Raw genomic sequence first — 21346 nt, forward strand, 5'->3', positions numbered from 1 at the left:
CCGTGCAGCCGCTGATGGCCGGTTCCCGTGAAGGATTACAGGCCCGCATCGCGGAAGATCTCGCACTGCTGCTGCGGGTGTTGGAAATTTACGATCGACGGACCGTTGCCGAGCATTTGCAATCGGTTGGCGGTGACGGCTGGACGCGTGAGTCGGTAAGCCGCTGGATAAGCGGAAAATCCGCCGCACAGGCATTAACCGCAGCGGAAGTCAGCGCGCTTGAGGCCATGCTGCCGCAGCCACCGTCGCATCATCCCCACTATCCGTTCCGCTTTATCGATCTCTTCGCCGGTATCGGGGGCATTCGTAGCGGCTTTGAGGCGATTGGCGGTCAGTGTGTGTTCACCAGCGAGTGGAATCCGCACGCGGTAAGAACCTACCGGGCTAACTGGTTTAACGATGAGCACGAGCACACGTTTAATACCGATATCCGTAAGGTCACGCTGAGCGATAAACCCGAGGTGGCCGAAGCGGAAGCCTATGCCCATATCGATCGGCAGATCCCCCAGCACGATGTCCTGTTAGCGGGCTTTCCCTGCCAGCCGTTTAGCCTGGCGGGCGTCAGCAAAAAGAATTCCCTCGGCCGTGCGCACGGTTTTGAATGTGATACGCAGGGCACACTGTTCTTTGATGTGGCGCGAATTATCGCCGTCAAAAAACCGGTAATCTTCGTGCTGGAGAACGTAAAAAACCTGAAAAGCCACGATAAAGGCAAAACGTTTCGCGTGATTATGCAAACGCTGGATGAGCTGGGCTACGACGTCGCTGATGCTGATGTTAACGGTGCGACCGATCCCAAAATCATCGACGGCAAACATTTTTTACCGCAGCACCGCGAGCGTATTGTGCTGGTGGGATTCCGCCGCGATCTTGGCCTGGCAAAAGGCTTTACCCTGCGCGATATTGCGAAGTTCTATCCGCCGCAGCGCCCCGCCTTTGCCGATCTGCTGGATAAACAGGTTGAGAGCAAATACATCCTGACGGTAAAGCTGTGGGAGTACCTCTACAACTACGCCAAGAAGCACCAGGCTAAAGGTAATGGTTTTGGTTACGGACTGGTGTCACCCGCCGATCGGCAGGTTGTTTCGCGCACCCTTTCCGCGCGTTACCACAAAGATGGTTCTGAGATCCTGATCGACCGGGGGTGGGATAAAGCGCTGGGCGAGAAAGCGTTCCACGATGCGGCCAACCTTGAACACCGCCCGCGCAGGTTAACGCCGCGTGAGTGCGCTCGCCTGATGGGCTTCGAAAAGCCGGGGGAAAAGACGTTTCGTATTCCGGTGTCGGATACCCAGTCCTATCGTCAGTTTGGGAATTCGGTGGTGGTGCCCGCTTTCGCTGCCGTGGCCCGGCTGCTGGAGCCGGTGATTTTGCAGGCGGTGAAGAAAACTCGCGCTGCGGAGAAAACGGCGGGATAAACGGCCGGAAAGCGGATCTGTAACGGCGCGGAAAGCGGATATGTCCCCTTTCCGGCCATGTTCTTACCTCTCCGCCGTTTTTGACGTTACTCCTTCCGCGGCGATGGTGCTTACTGCCAGGTAAGGTAGTTACGCTGAATGGCAATCTGGTCAGCGATATATTTGGCGTCGTGCCATACGCCCCAGATAAATGACGAACCGCGCCTGGAGAGCCACGGTAAACCGAGGAAATAAACCCCGGGTTCCGATGATACGCCGCGCTGATGCTGCGGTTTGCCCTGTGCATCACAGGCATTAACGTTCAGCCAGCGATAATCCGAGGTAAAGCCCGTCGCCCAGATAATCGTGGTGATGTTGTTTGCGGCCAGATTCAGCTGGAGTTCCGGTGAGGTCATACAGGCAGGCGCCGGGCGAATGATCCGCGCCTGCGGCTCTTCCGGCAAATCCTGACCGTTGCGTGTGACCCACTCATCTGCGGCATCGAGCAGGGAGAGGTAGTTTTCATCCCCGCGCACGATGTTCTGCGCCAGATCGTTTTCAAATTCCACCACACCGTTGGCAAAACGCTTCGTGCGGCCTACCAGCCTGACCCCTTCCTCCGCCAGCTTGCGGAAATCAACCGTATGGCCGCCGTTAGCGCCGCTGACGGCGATCGTCACATGTTCTTTGCCCGGCTCCGTGGTCGCTTTATCCCACAGGCCAAGCACCCCTAACCACCAGCAAAAATCGCGCCCGCGATAGCTGCGCGGCGGCCGGTCGTGCGGACCAACGGAAAGATAGACTTCTTTCCCGGCGCGATTCAGTTCCTCGGCGATCTGCACACCGGATGAACCCGCACCGACAATCATCACGGCTCCCTCCGGGAGCTGCGCGGGGTTGCGATAATGTGCCGAATGCAGCTGCGTCAGTTCTGCGGTCTGCGGTGCAATGGGCGGAATGGCCGGGCACTGGAACGGGCCGGTAGCCACCACCAGATGGCGGGCTTCAAACACGCCGGCGGAGGTTTCTACACGAAAGCCGGGTTTGCTAATGTTGCGATCGACACGCCGCACCTCTACACCGGTGCGAATGGGGGCATTGAAGCGGCTGGCGTAGGCTTCCATATAGTCCGCCACGCGCTCTTTAGGTACAAAGCCATCAGGGCTGATACCGGAAAACTCCATGCCGGGAAAGCGGTCGTGCCAGGCGGGGCCATTGGCGACCAGTGAATCCCATCGGCCGGTGCGCCAGGCTTCAGCAATACGATTTTTTTCTAACACAATGTGGGGGATGTCCAGCCGCGTCAGGTGTTCGCTCATTGCCACACCTGCCTGACCGGCACCGACAACCAGCGTATCAATGAAGGTTATTTCTGGCGTCATCTCTCTATCCTCAGGCTTATGGAATCGTCAAATGCAGCCTAGGGAGCGAATCAGAGACGGTAAAATATTATTAAGTTCATCATTGACGATAAATTAACGATTCAGGCAGCGGGAGTTCGTTTCTGCTCAATGTTATCCATATGTCTCAAGTGTTGAAATTTCGTTAAATCACCACTGGTTTGCCCTGCCAAGTTTTTTCATTCTCTCTGACCATAAACTTACTAATTTACCCGTCGAAAAAAGAGTGCGCATTATCGCCTCAATAAAAAAACGATGCGTCGACGCCTCGAAATCCCCTGCACTTTCTGACATTGGAGCCTGCTATGTCGCCAACAGAAACATCGCCCCCGCTGATTGAGAAACACACCATCGGTTATGTTCCCCCGGCCGATCGTCACGGTAAAACCCGCGATCTGTTTACCCTGTGGTTTGGCGGAAATATCGCTCCGCTGCCGATTGTCACCGGCGCACTGGCCGTTCAGCTTTTTCATCTGAACTTGCTGTGGGGCGTGGTGGCCATTCTGGTCGGCCATCTCGCTGGCGGTGCGCTGATGGCGCTGCACTCCGCACAGGGGCCGCAGATGGGGATTCCGCAAATGATTCAGAGCCGTGCGCAGTTCGGCTCGCTGGGTTCTTTGCTGGTGGTGTCGATTGCCGGAGTGATGTACGTCGGTTTTTTTACCTCGAATATCGTCCTGGCCGGTGAGTCGCTGCACGGCATCGCTCCCGGCGTACCGCTGACGGTCGGGATTATCATTGGTGCCGTGGGGTCCGGGATAATCGGCATTATCGGCTACCGGTTTATCCACGTGCTGAACCGCATCGGGACCTGGGTGCTGGGGATCGGTATCGTGCTGGGCTTCGGCTATATCTTTAGCCATATCCATACGGCGGATTTCCTGACGCGCGGCGGATTTTCACTTTACGGCTGGCTGGCAACGGTATCGCTGGCGGCGCTGTGGCAGATCGCTTTTGCCCCCTATGTTTCCGATTATTCCCGCTATTTGCCGGAAAATGTGTCCGTAGCAGGTACGTTCTGGGCGACTTACTGGGGATCGACGCTCGGCTCCAGCCTGTCATTTATCTTTGGTGCCGTGGCGGTACTGGCGACCCCGCCGGGCCTGCAAACCATGGACGCCGTCAGGGCTGCCACCGGTGCGATTGGGCCACTGATGCTGGTGCTGTTTTTGCTGAGCGTGATCAGCCATAACGCCCTTAACCTGTACGGCGCGGTGATGTCGTTAATTACCCTGGTGCAAACCTTTTTCTGGCGCTGGATACCCGGCAGTAAAAGCCGGGCCGTGCTGTCGGCAATCGCCCTGGTGATCTGCTCGGTGGCGGCGATCTTTGCCTCGGCGGATTTCATCAGCCACTTTGTGGATCTGGTACTGGCTCTGTTGGTGGTGCTGGTGCCCTGGACTGCGATCAACCTGATCGATTTTTATGCCATCCACAAAGGCAACTACGACATTAGCTCCATTTTCCAGGTGGATGGTGGGATTTATGGCCGCTATAACCCGCAGGCACTGCTGGCTTACGGCATCGGCATTGTGGTGCAGATCCCCTTTATGAATACCCCGCTCTATGTTGGCCCCGTTTCCGCGTGGATTAATGGTGCGGACCTCTCCTGGCTGATCGGCCTGCTGGTGACCTCACCGCTTTATTACTGGCTGGCCAGCCGCAACAGCGCGTATCGCCGCAGGCAGCAAAGCTACTGCCGACCCGCCTGAATTTTCCACCGGCCGCGTTATGCGGCTTCATTTACCCGTTTTACAGGAGTTAAAAGATGAGCAAACCGACGCATACCCGTATTCGCATGTTCAATACCAAAGTGACCTATCCGAATCAGAGCCTGGATAACGATCTGTGCCAGGCGGTGCGTGCAGGTAATACCGTTTACGTGCGTGGCCAGGTAGGTACCGATTTTTCCGGGGCGCTGGTGGGGCTGGGCGATCCGCGCGCGCAGGCGGAGCAGGCGATGAAAAACGTGAAACAGCTGCTGGAAGAGGCGGGAAGCGATCTGTCGCACATCGTCAAAACGACCACGTATCTTATCGATCCCCGCTACCGTGAGCCGGTCTATCAGGAAGTTGGAAAGTGGCTGAAGGGCGTTTTCCCTATCTCTACCGGACTGGTGGTATCTGCACTGGCGCAGCCGCAGTGGCTGATGGAAATTGATGTCATAGCCGTTATTCCGGATGAGGAGGCGCTGTGACCTTTTCAATCGCGGCGCGCTGTAGTGAAACCGGGCAGTTTGGCGTGGCCGTCAGCTCCTCCAGCATGGCGGTGGGCGCTCGCTGTCCGTGGGTACTGAGCGGGGTCGGTGCAGTATCCAGCCAGAACATCACCCTGCCCGCTCTTGGCCCGGAAATCCTCGCGGCACTGGATCAGGGGGCGACCGTGTCTGGAGCGTTAGATGATGCACTGGCCCGTGACGCACACTGCCAGTATCGCCAGGTGACGGTGATTGGGCGCGATGGCCACACCGCCATATTTAGCGGCAGCCAGACGCTGGGTGTGCATCATGCGGTTCAGGGGAAAGCGTGCGTGGCGGCGGGAAATATGCTGGCAGGGAAACAGGTGATCGTCGCTATGGTCAGCGCATTTGAGAAAAGCCAGGGTTCACTGGCAGAGCGCCTTATCCTCGCGATGGAAGCGGGGCTGGCGGCGGGAGGAGAAGCTGGCCCGGTCCATTCCGCCGCGCTGAAAGTGGTGGGCGATCAAAGCTGGCCGCTGGTTGACCTCAGAGTTGACTGGGCGGATGCTGCTCCATTGGCCCGGCTGAACGATCTCTGGCGCGCCTGGCAACCTCAGGCGCAGGACTATCTGACGCGCGCACTCGATCCGCGCCAGGCCCCCGGCTATGGGGTTCCCGGCGATGAGTAGCCCGGTACGCGATTTACTGGCGCAGCTGCTGGCGTTCGATACCACCAGCCGTGAATCCAATCTTGCGCTGATTCACTTTGTTCAGAGCTGGCTGGCGGAACACGGCGTGGCGTCCCGGCTGCTGCATAATGACAGCGGCAGCAAGGCGAATCTCTACGCGGTGATTGGCCCCGATACAGCGGGTGGCGTGATGCTCTCCGGCCATACCGATGTGGTGCCGGTCGAGGGTCAGACGTGGAACGTGCCGCCGTTTGCGCTGACGGAACAGGAAGGCCGCTATTACGGGCGCGGCAGCACCGATATGAAGGGATTCCTCGCCTGCGTGCTGGCCTCGGTACCGGCATTTGTTGCCGAACCGCTGCGACTGCCGTTGCACCTGGCATTCTCCTACGACGAAGAGGTCGGCTGCCTGGGCGTGCGCAGCCTGACGGACCTGCTGGCTGATGCGGCCAGTAAACCGGCGTTGTGCATTATTGGCGAACCCACTGAAATGCGGCCGGTTTACGGCCATAAGGGCAAAGTGGCGATGCGCTGCGACGTGCGCGGCCACGCCTGTCATTCCGCCTATGCACCGCAGGGGGTGAATGCGATTGAGTATGCTACCCGGCTGATTACCCGGCTGATGGATGAGGGTGACCAGCTGGCCGAGGTGCAGGACAGCCGTTTCGATCCAGCCTTCAGCACCCTGCAGGTTGGTACGATTTCCGGCGGCACAGCGTTAAATATCGTGCCGCAGTCCTGCCAGTTTGACTTTGAAATCCGCCATCTGCCCGATGCCCCGGCTGACGCGGTCATTGAGCGGATCGCACAGTATGCGCAGTGCGAGCTGTTACCCGCTATGCGGCAAAAAGCCGACGGCTGTAGCATCACCTTTCAGCCGCTCAGCCAGTATCCCGGTTTGCTGACTGATCCCACGTGTCGGTTCGCCAGCCTGCTGGCCGAATGGTGCGGCTGCGACCGTTTCAGTACCGTTGCTTTTGGCACGGAAGGCGGATTATTTCATCAGGCGGGTATGACTACGCTGGTTTGCGGTCCGGGTAGTATGGAACAGGGGCATAAACCGGATGAGTTCATCAGCGTGGAACAGATCGATGCCTGTATGAAAATGCTGGGTAATCTGACCCAATGGCTGCGCGCCTGAACGGCGCGCTGTCCCGTTTACAGCATGCCCGGTAGTTCGGCTTTGCAGTATTCCACGAACAGTCCGGCGGGTTTGGTCAGCCGATCGCCAGCCAGCCAGGCGGCGGCCAGCCCGGAACCCTCCACCTCATCTTTCAGCTCCACCATGGCCAGCGGCTTCCCGTCGTAGCTGGACTTGCCACTCGGGCGGGTTACCAGCACGGCAAAACCAAAACCGTGGCCAACCATACCGCGCACCATTTCAATCGATGGCGAGCTAAAGACAATATCCGGCGTGATGCCTGCGCGGGTAAACAGGCTGATAAAGTAGTTACGGCTGGGCTGTACATCCAGCAGGATCATCGGTTCATCGGCCAGTTCAGACAGGGAAACCGCACTCTGCTGCGCCAGTCGGTGCGCCGCAGGCAGCAGAATGTACGGTTTCCTTGGTGCGACCAGCGGTTCCACGCTCAGGCTGTTGTCGAGATCGTGCTGATAGAGCAGCGCCACGTCGAAGCGGCCTGCGGCCAGCCCCTGCAACAGTTCGTGCTGCTCGCCGTCGCGGATCATAATCTCCACGCCGGGATACAGAGCCTTAAAGCCGTGGATCAGCTTTGGCAGAATCAGTGGAGCGACCGTTTCAAAGCAGCCGATATCGATTTTACCCGCCACAATGTCCGTATCGGCCAGCGCATTTTGCTCAAACTCATGGGCCATTCGCAGCAGCCTGACCGCCTTACGATGAAAACGGGTACCGGAAGGCGTTAGCGACACGCCCTGTGCGTGATGGCGAATAAAAAGCTGTACGCCGAAGCTCTCTTCCAGAATCTTTATTGCCGTTGAGATCGACGGCTGTGCGATAAATAATTTGCGGGAAGCTTCCGCCACGCTGCCACATTCAACCGTCGTGACGAAATACTTCAGCTGGCGCAATGTGTAGTTTGCCATAGACCATCCTTATTCGTTCTCAGGATCATATCCGGCAAAATGGCGGCGATAAAGCGTTTATCTGTGTTGAACTTCACGTATTTTGCAGTCAGTTTTAGCGATTTGTATGAGTGCGTGATTGTCAAGGACAACTCCTGACATTGCGGCGGCGGCGACATTATTGTTATCTGATAAGCGGATAAATCATGCCCGGGACCGGGCATTTAACTTGTGCAAAGAGACTCAATGAACGCTGAAATAACCCTGCCCCTGCGGCAGCAGAATAGCAATATTCTTCGCCTTGCCACCGCTCAGGCGCTGGCGGGTGCGAATGCGGTGGTGTTCTATACGACGGGGGCGATTGTCGGTAATAGCATTGCACCGGACAGCACGCTGGCTACCCTGCCGCTGACGATTTTTGTGCTGGGGATGGCCGCCTGTATTTTACCTCTCGGCGCGTTTGCCCGTCGGCATGGCCGCAGAGCGGCCTTTCTGCTGGGCACCGGTACCGGAGTGATCACCGGCCTGGCTGCCGCACTGGCGGTGGTCATAGGTTCGTTCTCTCTGTTTTGCCTTGCTGCGTTTATGGGCGGGGCCTATGCGGCGGTAGGGCTGTCATTTCGTTTTGCGGCCACCGATGGCGTGGGCAAAGAACGGCGGGCACGGGCGCTTTCGCTGGTGATGGGCGGCGGCGTGGCGGCGGGCGTTATCGGCCCGATGCTGGTGACCGGCACGATGGATCTCTGGCCGCCGCATACCTTCGCGGTGACCTTCATTGCCCAGGCGCTGGTGGCTGCGATTTCCGCCCTGGTGCTCTCCGGCGTGAAGTCGGCCGAGCCGGTGGCGCAGAATAAAGCTGGGGCCGCTGGTCGCCCGCTGGCTGAAATTATTCGCCAGCCGGGTTTCACCCGCGTGGTGTTTACCGGCGCGGTTGCCTATATGGTGATGAACTTTCTGATGACCGCTGCGCCGCTGGCGATGCATATGCACGGCATCTCGCAGGAGGCCTCCAACCTGGGCATCCAGTGGCACGTGATTGCCATGTACGCGCCGGGTTTCTTTACCGGCGGGCTGATTAGCCGCTTCGGTGCTTCTCGCGTTGCCGCCGCCGGGCTGGTGATTACGGCTCTTTCTGTGCTGGCCGGGCTGGCCGGAACGGAGATTGGTCATTACTGGGTGTCGCTGATCCTGCTGGGCGTTGGCTGGAACTTTGGCTTTACCGGTGCTTCCGCGCAGATCGTTGATTTCCATCGCCCCGAAGAGAAAACTCAGGTGCAGTCGCTGAATGATTTCATCGTTTTTGGCGTGATGATTATTGGTTCATTTTCTTCCGGTGCGCTGCTGCATCTTTTCGGCTGGAATGCCGTGCTGTGGGGATCGCTGGTGCCGGTAATAGTGGCGCTGCTGACGCTGATATCGATAAAAAAACGCGGATAACCAGGAAAACACGGATAACGATTAAGTTGCAGACAGGCAGACAGGCAGACAGGCAGACAGGCAGACAGGCAGACAGGCAAGCAAGGCAGGCAACCGCTCAGCAGCGGACAGGCTGAGCGCCTGCCCGCTGGCGAACGTGAGTGTTACCAGATGCCCACGATTTTCATCCATGCGCCGCCGGCCAGCAGCCAGATGGCGATAGACACGATCGATACCAGGAAGCTGACGCCCCACCACTGGCCGGTAGAGTTATAGCCGGAGCCGAACAGTGCCGGGCCGGGGCCGCCGGAGTACTGGGTCAGCCCCATCGACAGATTGGAGGTGTAGCCCAGCGTCAGCGCGGCCAGCAACGGCGGCACGCCGACCGAAACGGACACCGCCAGGAAGGCCAGATACATCGCGGAAATATGTGCCATCGCCGAGGCAAAGAAATAGCGGGTGTAGAAATAAACCAGAATCAGCACCAGGAACACCAGCAGCCAGTCAAAGTGGCCGATATAACCGACGATGCCCTTGGAGATCCAGGCAATCATGCCGTATTTGTTCAGGGCGTTGGCCATCATCACCAGCACAGCGAACCAGAACATCGTATCCCACGCCGTTTTCTCTTCAATAATGTTCTTCCACGACATGATATTGGAGAGCAGCAGGATAACCAGGCCAATAAAGGCCGACAGCGTGGCGGGGATCTGGAAGAAGATATCGCCCGCGGTCCACAGCACGATCAGCAGCACGAAGTCGAACGCCAGAATTTTTTCGGCAAGGGACATCGGACCCATTTTGCGCAGTTCTTCCCGTGCGATGCCCGGTATTTCCGGCGTTTTTTTCAGTTCCGGTGGATAAATATAATAGAGGCACAGAGGAATAATCAGCAGCGTCAGCAGACCGGGTACGATGGCACCTAAGAACCAGATCCCCCAGTTAACCTGAATCCCCTGGCTGGCAGCCAGCTCGGCAATCAGCGGGTTCCCGGCCATCGCCGTCAGGAACATTGCGCAGATAATGGCATCAATCTGCGACACACAGATCATCAGAAACGCCCCGGCCTTTCTGGCCGTTGGCCCTGGCTCGGACTGGTATGCGGTGGCAATCGACTGGGTGATGGGATACATAATGCCGCCGCCACGCGCTGAGGCGGAAGGAATGCCCGGGCCGAGTACCATATCGGACAGCGCCAGACCGTAAGCCACGCCGAGCATGCTGTGTCCGCATTTCGAGATAAACCACAGCGCGATGCGCCTGCCCAGCCCGGTTTTAATCACCGCGCGGGAGATAAACATGGCGATACCGATCAGCCAGATCGTGCCGTTGGCAAAGCCGGACAGCGCGGCTACCTTGCCGTTGCCGCCGCCGGAGATCGGCGTGAGCCCGGTCATAGCCGAGACGACCAGCGCCACCATGGTTACCGCGCCCATCGGCATCACTTTTAAAATAATCGCCAGGATGGTCGCGGCGAAGACCGCAAACATATGCCACGCAACAATATCCAGCCCGGTGGGCGGTGGCATAAACCAGATTAGCAGGCCCACAAAGAGCGTGAAAACGCCCTTCCACAGTGGAAATGCCAGTTTTACCTGCACTTGTTCAGTCATCATTATTTCCCTTTATTTTCCCCTACCTCCTTTTTGAACAAAAACAGGCATGCACATCTTGATGGATATCAAGAATGGTAATTAATCCATCTTAATTTACTTATTACGGGGGGAGGTGAAGCTTATCCTGCCCCGGCGGGAGCAGGATAACGGGGTTTATGCAACGCTCAGATTCTGCGTTTTATAGCGCTGCAGCTTATACAGCGTGGCTGCCGCCGCGACCAGCGCCGGTACGCTGAGGAACATCAGGATACTGTCGGCCTGCCACTGCTGAGAAAGCAGCTGGGCACTCATCATGGTGCCTGCCACGCCGCCAAAGCGCCCGACGCCCTGCATCCACGCAATTCCCGTTGCGCGGCAGTGGGTTGGATAAAAGGTGGCCGCCAGGGTTTGCAGGCCCGACTGTGCGCCGTTCATGGTAATGCCCATCAGGAAGATCAGCCCGCCGAACAGGACGATATGGTTGTTCTCAAAGCCCAGCGCCAGCGCAAACAGCATGGTCAGAGCAAAACCGGTCATCACCACCTTGTGTGCTTCCCATCTGTCCATCATCCAGCCCGCCAGCAGGATCCCCGCCGTGCCGCCGAAGGTAAACAGCGAGGTCAGCCAGGCCGATTCCGCCAGTGGATAGCCCATCCCCAGCATCAGCGTCGGCATCCAGCTCAGCAGCACGTAATAGATCACCAGTCCCATAAAATAGGTCATCCACAGCATCAGCGTACCGGTCAGCCACGGCTGACTGAACAGCTGTGCCACGCTGCCTTTTTTGCCGGTGGTACGTTCTTCATCGAGATAAAAATGTGTCACCTGCGCCAGACTCCCGGCAATAAACCGCTGGGCAATGCGCCGGATTTGCACAATGTCTTTACCGCGATGCACCAGGAATTTGACCGACTCCGGCAGGAACAGAACCAGCAACACGGTGAGCGCCAGCGGCGCAATCGCTCCGGCCAGCAGCACACTGTGCCAGCCATAGTTAGGGATCAGCCAGGACGAAATCGCCCCGCCGCCCGCCGCACCCAGCGGAAAGCCACAGTACATGGTGTTGATTGCCATAGAACGACAGCGCTTCGGGGCAAACTCAGAGACGAGCGTAATCGCATTCGGCATTGCTGCACCCAGCCCGAGGCCGGTCAGAAAGCGCCACAGCGTCAGCGTATTCAGCGTCTGCGCATAGGCGGTTCCCAGGCTGGCAAGCCCGAAGAACAGGCAGGAGAAAACCAGCACCTTTTTACGCCCCAGACGGTCCGAGGCCGGCCCGGCGATCAGTGCGCCGATGGAAAGCCCGAGCAGCGCGGCGCTTAATACCGGCCCGAGGTCCTGCCTTTTAATTCCCCAGTCGCTGGACAGCGTGGGGGCGATATAGCCCATCGCCGCCGTGTCGAACCCGTCGATGGCGAGGATCAGAAATCCCAGGATGATAATCACCCAGTGAAAGCGTGAAACCGGTGCTTCGTCGATTGCCTGCTGGATATTCACTTTACCCGAATAAACCATGTAACCCCCGCCCGTTGTGATGTTGCCAGTGTATGTCTTCTGTTCATGTACTTTCCTGTATATACATTTGCAATCGGCACAAAAAATTGTCAAATCGACTTAGCGTAAGTGTTAAGTAGTCGTTGTTTTTGGATGAAAAATGGACGGTTGATGAGGCTGGGTAGATTCGTATGATCCGGATTGACAGACCAGCAGAATTTACAGTGTATTCAAAGAGAGGCGATTTTTAGGCGATATAAAACATGCGGTTAGAACTATTTTTTGCTCATTCCTTCCCACTCGGACAAACCGGCAATATCCTTCTCGCCCTCTGCTTCTTTTAAACGGCGCTGTTGATCAGAAAAGTGAACGTATTCTTGCCGGGCTTTTTCATCTGCCTGTTTCTTCGTCATTGCACCTGTGCCTTGTAATATGTCACGGTCGTTAAACTGCAGGAACTGATCCAGTTTTTCCTGCCAGTCCTGCAAGAATACCTGCTGCCGACGACGAGCCTGATCTTCAGCAAAATCCAGCCACATATTGACCACCCGATTGAGTTCGCTGACTTCTGTCTGGCTCAGGTAATTTTTTGCCACAGTTACATCACTCTTACGAACTTCATCGCCTTTGAAGCTGGTTAATCCCATATGCGGTTGGCTGGAATCAGAACGCAGATGGATAAGTTCAGCCGCAGTAAAACCGGTGCAGGCAAAATGCAGCTTGTTCTGAATGGTTTGAAAAAAATGAGCGGTTTCTTTGTGAGACGGTTGGTAGTCGGCAGCTAACGAAAATATTTCCCTGACTCGCAGATAAACCCGGCGTTCACTGGCGCGAATATCACGGATGCGTTCCAGCATCTCATCGAAATAGTCGGGTACGGTGGAAGTGCCGATGGATGGATTTTTCAGCCGCTCATCATCCATAACAAACCCTTTTATCAGGTATTCCTGGAGGGTTTGCGTGGCCCACTGACGGAACTGCTTACCACGAGTAGAGCGAACGCGATAACCGACGGCGAGTATCGCGTCAAGATTGTAGTGTTCTAACTCTCTGGCTACTCGCCGGTTTCCTTCCTGTCGAACTATCCGGTATTTCCGGATGGTTGAATTTCGGTCAATCTCGCTTTCAGTAAACAGATTAACTAAATGCTCGTTAATGGTGCGCACATCTTTGCCGTACAGTTCAGCTATCGCTGCTTGCGTTAGCCAGAGCGTATCGGACTCAAAGCGACATTCAACACGCAAGCGCCCATCGCTGCTGGCGAAGATCAAAAATTCGCCTGCAGGAGAGTGTGTGATGGGATCGTTGCTCATGTCGCCTCCGCTACGCTGAAAAATGTCTGATTAGAGGGTTAGTATGCCAGAGATGCTGACCGAAAATTACCGTACGAGCGTATCCATTTTGCGCGAGGCCTCCCAGCCAGGAGATGCAATACCGCGTTGGTTACATTGCGGCCAAGCGGAAAGATGTGCTAACCGGGAAAGTGGTATTACTGAGATAACAGGCGGGTTTAAGAGATACGGATTGGCGGAAGATCACAGGAGTCGAACCTGCCCGGGACCGCTGGCGGCCCCAACTGGATTTGAAGTCCAGCCGCCTCACCGGAGACGACGATCTTCCTTTTAATACAGAAGCGCGGCGAGTATACCATCGGTGATACCCTTATAAAAACCATGGTTTCATTAAATAAGATGTCTGATGTCCCGCAGCGGCAGCAACGTGTCCGTTTCTGACCTTCTTTCCCCCGCTTATCCTTGCCATCATAGGGTTATTCCCCTCAGGCAAGGAGTCCGAAAATGACCGATACCGTTTTACTGGTAATTGACGCGCAGCAGTCGTTCTATCATCGTGGCTATCAGCAAACCCCGGAAACGCCCGCGTTTGAACAGGCGCTGAGCAGGCTCATTGCGGGCTGTCAGCAGAAAGAAATTCCGGTGGTGGACGTGCTGCATGTGGAAACCGAAGGCCCGTTTTCACCGGCGTCCGGCCTGGTGGTTCGCCTGCCGTTTCTGACCCATCAGGCGGCGCACGCCGTGAAAAAGACGGTACATAATGCGCTGACGGAATCCGGTCTGCTACAGTGGCTGGAGCAGCGGCAGGTAAAGCACGTGATCGTGAGCGGTATCCGTACCGAGCAGTGCTGTGAAACCACCGCGCGCGTGGCGTCGGACCTCGGCTACCGCGTGACGTTTGTGACGGAAGCGACGCTGACGTTCCCCATTACCCATAACGGCATTACGCTCAGCGTGGCGGATTTGCGCCACCGTACCGAAAGCGTGCTGATCGATCGCTTCGCCGCGATCCGCACGGTGGAGGAGTGCCTGCAGGAGCTTGCATAATATGACGATTCCGGTGTGGTTTCTGACCCTGCCCGGTGTGATGACCCTCGATCTGACCGGCCCGGCGGAGACGCTGAAGCTGGCCGACGGGGCCTTCAGCCTGCACTATATTGGCCCCGATGAAACCGTGCTGAGCTCAACGGATATGGCCATCAGCCGCATCCAACCGCTGCCGGAAACGTTACCCCCCGGCAGCCTGTTGGTGGTGCCGGGCGTGCAGGACTCTTCGGTATGGTTTGACACCCCGCAGGCGATTGCCGCTCGTAACTGGCTGATGCGCATCCAGCCCGCGATTCACGCCCGGCATATTACCCTGATCTGCGTCTGCTCCGGCTCGCTGCTTGCCGCCCGCGCCGGGCTGATGCACGGTGTGGAATGCACCACCCATCATGAAGTGATCGCACGTCTCAAAAACGCCGAACCTGCCGCTATCGTGCGGGAAAATCGCATCTTTATCGAAGATCGCGGCATCTGGACCAGCGCGGGGATTACCGCCGGTATCGATCTGTCGCTGCATCTGATTAACCGCCTGTGTGGCTCGCAGATGGCGCTGAACGTGGCGCGGGAAATGGTGGTCTACTTCCGCCGCTCGGGGGATGATCCGCAGCTCTCGCCGTGGCTGCGCTACCGCAACCATATGCATCCGGCCATTCACCGCACCCAGGATCTGCTGATCCAGCAGCCGGAGCAGGAGTGGTCGCTGGATGATATCGCCGAGCGAGTCCACGTCAGCGCGCGCCATCTGACGCGGCTGTTCCGCCAGCATCTCGGCATCAGCGTACGTGAGTATCACGAGCAGCTGCGACTGGCGATTGTCCAGCAGCGTCGCCAGCAGGGCGAAGGCAACGAGCAGGCGGCGCTGGCGGCAGGATTTTCCTCCTCCCGCCAGCTACGCCGCGCGCAGCAGCGCTGGCAGGCGGACTAGCTTACAAGGTGATGTTTATCGATGCGCTGCAGGCCAATGGCCAGCAGCAGACTGCCGCCGAGGGTGATGGCAAACACCAGCGGGATGTCGATCAACGGATAGTCGGTATTATCCAGCCCGTGGGTGCGCATATAGTGGATAAACAGCGCGTGGAAGCCGTAAATCGGCAATGAATAGCGCGAAATGGTGGCTAAAATCGGCAAAGGACGGTCGTTTAGCGTGTTTTTAAACAGCACCAGCAGACTGACGGCGGCAATAAACACCGCCGGGCCGCAGTAGAGATACCAGGTGTCGGCGAAGGCGCCGTTAATGGCGAACTGGCGTTTGGTGCCGAAGGCAATCACCAGCACGCAGACAATGAAGGTTATCGCCGCCAGCCAGCTTACGCCCCGCCTGTCGGTTTTCATCGTGCCGATGGCCCGACCGGTCAGCGCGTACAGCAGATAGTAGATGGAATCCCCGTTGATATAGAGGTTTACCGGCAGCCAGTGAAAGCGGGCGATCGAACCGTCGACGGTATTCGGGTTTGCCAGTACCGCCAGCACCAGAATGACAATCGCCATATAGCCCGCGCTAACCGGTTTCACCTGAATCAGCGGTGAAAACATATAGATGGCGATAATCGCGAAGAAAAACCACAGATGGTAAAAGATCGGTTTTTGCAGCAGGTTTTTCACCGAGGTGACTTCATTAATTGGCGTCAGCAGGGTGATATAGGCCAGCGCAATCGCGCTGTAGAACAGCAGGCACAGCACTACGCGCAGGAAATGGCGCTTCTGCGCGCTGCGCTCGCCGAAAAACAGGTAGCCGGAGATCATAAAGAAGATCGGCACGCACACCCGGGATGCCGAGTTCAGCAGATTTGAGAGATCCCAGCTGTGTTCGCCGACCGACATCCCGGTGGTCACGTACCAGGTGGTGGTGTGGATCATTATCACCATCAAACACGCTACCGCGCGTAAATTATCTATCCAGCCAATTTTCTGCATTATTTCAATCCTGTTTGCCGGGAAAAAATCCGTATCGATGCCCGCTAAGCCTGGCCAGGGGAACGGACTTCAACAACCCGACGAGCAAAAACTCGGAACAGGACGAACAAAATGTGTGGCATCGCCGACAAAAGCAGCGAATTCGATTAAATCACCGCCGTTATCATTACCATTTTGGTAATCAACCCGGTCAAAGGGTATACTGACGCCCACTTTTTTAACCACTCGTATCGCGTGCGAAATCAACATGCAAAAGTTTGATACCAAGACTTTCCAGGGCCTGATCCTGACCTTACAGGATTACTGGGCGCGCCAGGGCTGCACCATCATCCAACCGCTGGATATGGAAGTGGGCGCTGGTACTTCTCACCCGATGACCTGCCTGCGGGCGCTGGGGCCAGAGCCAACGGCGGTGGCCTACGTGCAGCCGTCGCGCCGCCCTACCGACGGCCGCTACGGTGAAAACCCGAACCGCTTACAGCACTACTACCAGTTCCAGGTGATCATCAAGCCGTCACCGGACAACATTCAGGAGCTGTACCTTGGCTCGCTGAAAGAGCTGGGCATGGACCCGACCATCCACGATATCCGCTTCGTGGAAGATAACTGGGAAAACCCAACGCTGGGTGCCTGGGGTCTGGGCTGGGAAGTGTGGCTGAACGGCATGGAAGTGACGCAGTTCACCTACTTCCAGCAGGTTGGCGGCCTGGAGTGCAAACCGGTTACCGGCGAAATCACCTACGGTCTGGAGCGCCTGGCTATGTACATCCAGGGCGTGGACAGCGTTTACGATCTGGTGTGGAGCGACGGTCCGCTGGGTAAAACCACCTATGGTGACGTGTTCCATCAGAACGAAGTGGAGCAGTCCACCTATAACTTCGAATACGCCGACGTCGATTTCCTCTTCGCCTGCTTCGAGCAGTACGAGAAAGAGGCGCAGAGCCTGCTGGCGCTGGAAAAACCGCTGCCGCTGCCTGCCTACGAGCGTATTCTGAAAGCCGCACACAGCTTTAACCTGCTGGATGCCCGTAAAGCCATCTCCGTCACCGAGCGTCAGCGTTATATTCTGCGTATCCGCACCCTGACGAAATCCGTGGCCGAAGCTTACTACGCCTCCCGCGAGGCGCTGGGCTTCCCGATGTGCAATAACAAGAAATAAGAGGCAGCCATGACTGAAAAAACCTTCCTGGTGGAAATCGGCACCGAAGAGCTGCCTCCGAAAGCCCTGCGCAGCCTGGCGGAGTCCTTCGCGGCTAACTTTACCGCTGAACTGGATGCCGCAGGCCTGGCCCATGGCGACGTGAAGTGGTTCGCCGCACCGCGCCGCCTGGCGCTGAAAGTCGCCAGCCTGAGCGCCGCGCAGCCGGATCGTGAAGTGGAAAAACGTGGCCCGGCGATTGCCGCCGCGTTTGATGCCAACGGCGTGGCCACCAAGGCTGCCGAAGGCTGGGCACGCGGCTGCGGTATCACCGTCGATCAGGCCGAGCGCCTGAGCACCGACAAAGGTGAATGGCTGGTGTACCGCGCGAAAGTGACCGGTGAAAGCGCGCAGGCGCTGCTGCCGGCGATGATCGCTACTTCACTGGCTAAGCTGCCGATTCCGAAACTGATGCGCTGGGGCGCGTCTGACGTGCAGTTCGTGCGTCCGGTGCATACCGTGACCATCCTGCTCGGCGATGAGCTGATCCCGGCCACCATTCTGGGTATCGATTCGGCGCGCACTATTCGCGGCCACCGCTTTATGGGCGAGCCGGAATTCACCATCGATAACGCCGACCAGTATCCGGCGATCCTGCTGGAGCGCGGTAAAGTGCAGGCGGATTTCGAAGCCCGTAAAGCGACGATTAAAGCCGATGCAGAAGAAGCTGCCCGTAAAATCGGCGGCGTTGCCGATCTGAGCGAAAGCCTGCTGGAAGAAGTCACCTCCCTGGTGGAGTGGCCGGTGGTGCTGACGGCGAAGTTTGAAGAGAAGTTCCTCGCGGTTCCGGCTGAAGCGCTGGTGTACACCATGAAGGGCGACCAGAAGTATTTCCCGGTGTACGACAACGCAGGCAAGCTGCTGCCAAACTTCATTTTCGTGTCGAACATTATTTCGAAAGATCCGCAGCAGATTATCTCCGGTAACGAGAAGGTGGTGCGTCCACGCCTCGCCGACGCCGAGTTCTTCTTCAACAGCGATCGTAAGCGTCGTCTGGAAGATAACCTGCCGCGTCTGGAAACCGTGCTGTTCCAGAAAGAGCTGGGCACCCTGCGCGATAAAACCGACCGCATTCAGGCGCTGGCCGGCTGGATTGCTGCCCAGATCGGCGCGGATGTGAATCATGCGACCCGCGCTGGCCTGCTGTCCAAGTGCGATCTGATGACCAACATGGTGTTCGAATTTACCGACACCCAGGGCGTGATGGGCATGCACTATGCGCGTCACGATGGCGAAGCCGAAGACGTTGCGGTCGCGCTGAACGAGCAGTATCAGCCGCGCTTTGCCGGTGACGAGCTGCCGTCTAACCCAATTGCCTGCGCGCTGGCGATTGCCGATAAGATGGATACTCTGGCCGGGATTTTCGGCATTGGTCAGCATCCGAAAGGCGACAAAGACCCGTTCGCTCTGCGCCGTGCCGCGCTTGGCGTGCTGCGTATTATCGTCGAGAAAAACCTGCCGCTGGATCTGCAAACCCTGACGGAAGAAGCGGTGCGCCTGTACGGCAGCAAGCTGTCTAACGCTAAGGTCGTGGACGAAGTGATCGACTTTATGCTGGGGCGTTTCCGTACCTGGTATCAGGAAGAAGGCCACAGCGTGGATACCATCCAGGCCGTGCTGGCGCGTCGTCCGACCCGTCCGGCGGATTTCGATGCCCGCATGAAGGCAGTGTCTCACTTCCGTACGCTGGAAGCCGCAGCCACGCTGGCCGCCGCCAACAAGCGCGTCTCTAACATTCTTGCCAAGTCCAGCGAACCGCTGAACGACAGCGTGCAGGCCGTGCTGCTGAAAGAGAATGAAGAGATCAAGCTGGCGACCTACGTGTCTGCATTGAGCAGCAAGCTGCAGCCTTACTTTGCAGAAGGCCGCTATCAGGAAGCGCTGATCGAGCTGGCTGAGCTGCGCGAGACGGTGGATAACTTCTTCGACAAGGTGATGGTGAATGCCGACGATCAGGCGGTGCGTATTAACCGTCTGACCCTGCTGGCTAAGCTGCGCGAGCTGTTCCTGCAGGTTGCGGATATCTCCCTGCTGCAGTAAGTCGCTACCCTAAGAGGCGGGCCATCGGTCCGCCTTTTTTATCGCACAGACACCCCGCCTTACAATTCCACCTTGCCCCTGAGGCTCCATTTCCTTACCCTGTGCGGTTTTTGCCATTCAGGTTAAGACAGTTATGCAATCCTTTGGATACGCTGCCAAAGCAGCCAACACCCCTCTCGAACCCTACGAATTCAAGCGCCGCGACCTGCAGGCTGGTGATGTCCATATCGACATCCACTACTGCGGCGTCTGCCACTCGGACCTGCATATGGCGCGTAACGAATGGGGCGTCAGCCAGTTCCCGCTGGTGCCGGGACACGAAATCGTTGGGCGCGTTGTCGCCACCGGCAGCGACGTTACCGCGTTTAAAGCGGGCGATTTGGTGGGGGTGGGCGTGATGGTCGACTCCTGCGGCCACTGCGCTCAGTGCCACGGTGGTGAAGAGCAGTACTGCGAAGAAGGCTTTACCGCAACCTATAACAGTGAAGAGAAAACCATCGGCGGTATGACCTTCGGCGGTTACTCCGACAGTATCGTGGTCGACAGTAAATTTGTCGTCTCCGTTCCGGATAACCTGGAACTGAGCGCGGTAGCACCGCTGCTGTGCGCCGGTGTGACCACGTGGTCACCGCTTCAGCACTGGAACGTGCAGCCGGGCCAGCGTGTGGGAATTATCGGGCTGGGTGGTCTGGGCCATATGGCGGTGAAGCTGGCGAGCGCGCTGGGTGCCGAAGTGGTGTTGTTTACCACCTCACCGGCGAAAGGTGCCGATGCGCTGCGCCTGGGTGCCAGCCAGGTGGTGGTGTCGAAAGATGCAGAGCAGATGGAGAGCGTGAAGAACAGTCTGGATATGATCCTCGATTGCGTAGCCGCACCGCACGATCTGGACCCCTACCTCAATGCGCTGAAAACTAACGGCCATCTGGTTCTGGTCGGCATTCCTGACTCCCCGCATAAGTCACCCAACGTCACACCCATTGTGTTCAAACGCCTGAGTATTTCCGGCACTTCGATCGGCAGCATCAAGGAAACCCAGCAGATGCTAGATTTCTGCGGCCAGCACAATATCGTGTCGGATGTGGAGGTGATTTGCCTGGATCAGGTGGAGGAGGCGTTTGAGCGGATGCTGAAGGGTGATGTGAAGTACCGTTTTGTCATTGATATGAAAGCGGGACGCTAAGACTCTCCTGCATAAAACCCGCCCTGTGGCGGGTTTGTTTTTTCGTTCTTTTATCTTTCCAGCAACTGTCGTCCCAGATACGGATTCGAATGAATCAACTGCATCAGCTTCTGTGCGCTGCCTGACGGTTTGGTGCGTTGTGATTCCCAGCTTTTTACTGATGAAACGCTGACGCCCATCGCCAGGGCAAACTCATCAATCTGCATGCCGCTGATTTCCCTGATCCGTCTCGGTTCCGGCATCGCTGCTTCACTTTCTGTCATCGCGCCAGCCCGCACCACATCACGCGTTAACACGATTTGTTCCAGGCTGGAGAGTAATTCAAGCATTGGATCTTTTGTTTCCATAAGCACACACCTCATTAAACTCACTTAATGTGAACAACCAGAGGAGTAGAGCCTCAAGCTCAGGCTCAGAATACTGGCGGACATCAACCGCTGGAAAACTGCAGGGCAGCAC

The 21346-nt window shown here is 57.2% G+C and carries 18 protein-coding genes and 1 tRNA gene; 11 read left to right on the top strand and 8 right to left on the bottom strand.

Annotated elements, in window-relative coordinates; all coding sequences use genetic code 11:
* The first annotated feature begins 14 nt into the window (after positions 1-14).
* The gene (locus IBT46_RS12280) at positions 15-1418 is read left to right on the top strand and encodes a DNA cytosine methyltransferase (protein ID WP_234480101.1); all 1404 of its coding nucleotides are present in this window, start codon (positions 15-17) and stop codon (positions 1416-1418) included.
* 110 nt (positions 1419-1528) lie between these two features.
* On the opposite strand, the gene IBT46_RS12285 is transcribed toward IBT46_RS12280, so the two are convergent.
* Positions 1529-2779 carry an NAD(P)/FAD-dependent oxidoreductase gene (locus tag IBT46_RS12285; protein WP_200545888.1) on the bottom strand — a complete coding sequence of 417 codons (1251 nt, stop codon included), beginning with the start codon at positions 2777-2779 and terminating at the stop codon, positions 1529-1531.
* A 323-nt stretch (positions 2780-3102) separates the two neighbouring features.
* Between IBT46_RS12285 and IBT46_RS12290 the strand changes: the two genes are divergently transcribed.
* Genes IBT46_RS12290 through argE form a run of 4 tightly spaced genes read left to right on the top strand, consistent with a single transcriptional unit; the run spans position 3103 to position 6806 of the window.
* The gene (locus tag IBT46_RS12290; protein ID WP_200545889.1) at positions 3103-4509 is read left to right on the top strand and encodes a cytosine permease; all 1407 of its coding nucleotides are present in this window, start codon (positions 3103-3105) and stop codon (positions 4507-4509) included.
* A gap of 56 nt (positions 4510-4565) precedes the next feature.
* A complete protein-coding gene (locus IBT46_RS12295; RefSeq protein ID WP_105593670.1) occupies positions 4566-4994 on the top strand; it encodes a RidA family protein in 429 nt (142 codons plus the stop codon).
* Positions 4991-5665 carry a DUF1028 domain-containing protein gene (locus IBT46_RS12300; protein ID WP_200545890.1) on the top strand — a complete coding sequence of 225 codons (675 nt, stop codon included), beginning with the start codon at positions 4991-4993 and terminating at the stop codon, positions 5663-5665. The genes IBT46_RS12295 and IBT46_RS12300 overlap by 4 nt, the downstream gene beginning before the upstream one ends.
* The gene (gene argE / locus IBT46_RS12305) at positions 5658-6806 is read left to right on the top strand and encodes an acetylornithine deacetylase (protein WP_200545891.1); all 1149 of its coding nucleotides are present in this window, start codon (positions 5658-5660) and stop codon (positions 6804-6806) included. The genes IBT46_RS12300 and argE overlap by 8 nt, the downstream gene beginning before the upstream one ends.
* 17 nt (positions 6807-6823) lie before the next feature.
* Here argE and IBT46_RS12310 read toward each other — a convergent pair whose 3' ends face one another.
* Positions 6824-7732 carry a LysR family transcriptional regulator gene (locus tag IBT46_RS12310; protein WP_200545892.1) on the bottom strand — a complete coding sequence of 303 codons (909 nt, stop codon included), beginning with the start codon at positions 7730-7732 and terminating at the stop codon, positions 6824-6826.
* A 225-nt stretch (positions 7733-7957) separates the two neighbouring features.
* Here IBT46_RS12310 and IBT46_RS12315 point away from each other — a divergent pair, with 225 nt between their 5' ends.
* Positions 7958-9148: an MFS transporter gene (locus tag IBT46_RS12315; protein WP_200545893.1), complete on the top strand. Its 1191-nt coding sequence runs from the start codon at positions 7958-7960 to the stop codon at positions 9146-9148.
* A 143-nt stretch (positions 9149-9291) separates the two neighbouring features.
* Here the strand turns inward: IBT46_RS12315 and IBT46_RS12320 are convergent, their stop codons facing one another.
* The 4 genes from IBT46_RS12320 to IBT46_RS12335 form a co-directional block, all read right to left on the bottom strand.
* Positions 9292-10743: a DASS family sodium-coupled anion symporter gene (locus IBT46_RS12320; protein ID WP_370569441.1), complete on the bottom strand. Its 1452-nt coding sequence runs from the start codon at positions 10741-10743 to the stop codon at positions 9292-9294.
* Between the two features lie 153 nt (positions 10744-10896).
* Positions 10897-12237, bottom strand: coding sequence for an aromatic acid/H+ symport family MFS transporter (locus IBT46_RS12325; RefSeq protein WP_200545894.1), 1341 nt, complete (start codon positions 12235-12237; stop codon positions 10897-10899).
* Positions 12238-12491: 254 nt separating this feature from the next.
* Positions 12492-13529, bottom strand: a complete 1038-nt coding sequence (locus IBT46_RS12330; RefSeq protein WP_200545895.1) for a virulence RhuM family protein — start codon at positions 13527-13529, stop codon at positions 12492-12494.
* A 212-nt stretch (positions 13530-13741) separates the two neighbouring features.
* Positions 13742-13836 (bottom strand) — tRNA-Sec (locus IBT46_RS12335).
* Positions 13837-14012: 176 nt separating this feature from the next.
* Between IBT46_RS12335 and IBT46_RS12340 the strand changes: the two genes are divergently transcribed.
* Complete coding sequence (locus IBT46_RS12340) at positions 14013-14555, top strand: cysteine hydrolase family protein (RefSeq protein ID WP_200545896.1); 543 nt, start codon at positions 14013-14015, stop codon at positions 14553-14555.
* A 1-nt stretch (position 14556) separates the two neighbouring features.
* On the top strand, positions 14557-15480 hold the full coding sequence (locus IBT46_RS12345) for a GlxA family transcriptional regulator (RefSeq protein WP_200545897.1): 924 nt from the start codon (positions 14557-14559) through the stop codon (positions 15478-15480).
* Here IBT46_RS12345 and IBT46_RS12350 read toward each other — a convergent pair.
* Positions 15477-16472, bottom strand: coding sequence for an acyltransferase (locus tag IBT46_RS12350; RefSeq protein WP_200545940.1), 996 nt, complete (start codon positions 16470-16472; stop codon positions 15477-15479). The genes IBT46_RS12345 and IBT46_RS12350 overlap by 4 nt on opposite strands.
* Before the next feature lie 244 nt (positions 16473-16716).
* On the opposite strand from IBT46_RS12350, the gene glyQ reads away from it, so the two are divergent.
* The 3 genes from glyQ to IBT46_RS12365 all read left to right on the top strand — a co-directional run bounded on the left by glyQ (position 16717) and on the right by IBT46_RS12365 (position 20887).
* Positions 16717-17628 (top strand): glycine--tRNA ligase subunit alpha, encoded by a 912-nt coding sequence (gene glyQ / locus IBT46_RS12355; RefSeq protein WP_105593659.1) that lies wholly within the window; start codon positions 16717-16719, stop codon positions 17626-17628.
* A 9-nt stretch (positions 17629-17637) separates the two neighbouring features.
* The gene (gene glyS, locus IBT46_RS12360) at positions 17638-19707 is read left to right on the top strand and encodes a glycine--tRNA ligase subunit beta (RefSeq protein ID WP_200545898.1); all 2070 of its coding nucleotides are present in this window, start codon (positions 17638-17640) and stop codon (positions 19705-19707) included.
* Between the two features lie 133 nt (positions 19708-19840).
* Complete coding sequence (locus IBT46_RS12365) at positions 19841-20887, top strand: NAD(P)-dependent alcohol dehydrogenase (RefSeq protein ID WP_200545899.1); 1047 nt, start codon at positions 19841-19843, stop codon at positions 20885-20887.
* Positions 20888-20937: 50 nt separating this feature from the next.
* Here the strand turns inward: IBT46_RS12365 and IBT46_RS12370 are convergent, their stop codons facing one another.
* The gene (locus tag IBT46_RS12370) at positions 20938-21234 is read right to left on the bottom strand and encodes an HTH-type transcriptional regulator (RefSeq protein ID WP_200545900.1); all 297 of its coding nucleotides are present in this window, start codon (positions 21232-21234) and stop codon (positions 20938-20940) included.
* Positions 21235-21346: the final 112 nt, after the last annotated feature.

The organism is Erwinia sp. S38 (assembly GCF_016624545.1).
Classification (GTDB): Bacteria; Pseudomonadota; Gammaproteobacteria; order Enterobacterales; family Enterobacteriaceae; genus Erwinia; species Erwinia coffeiphila.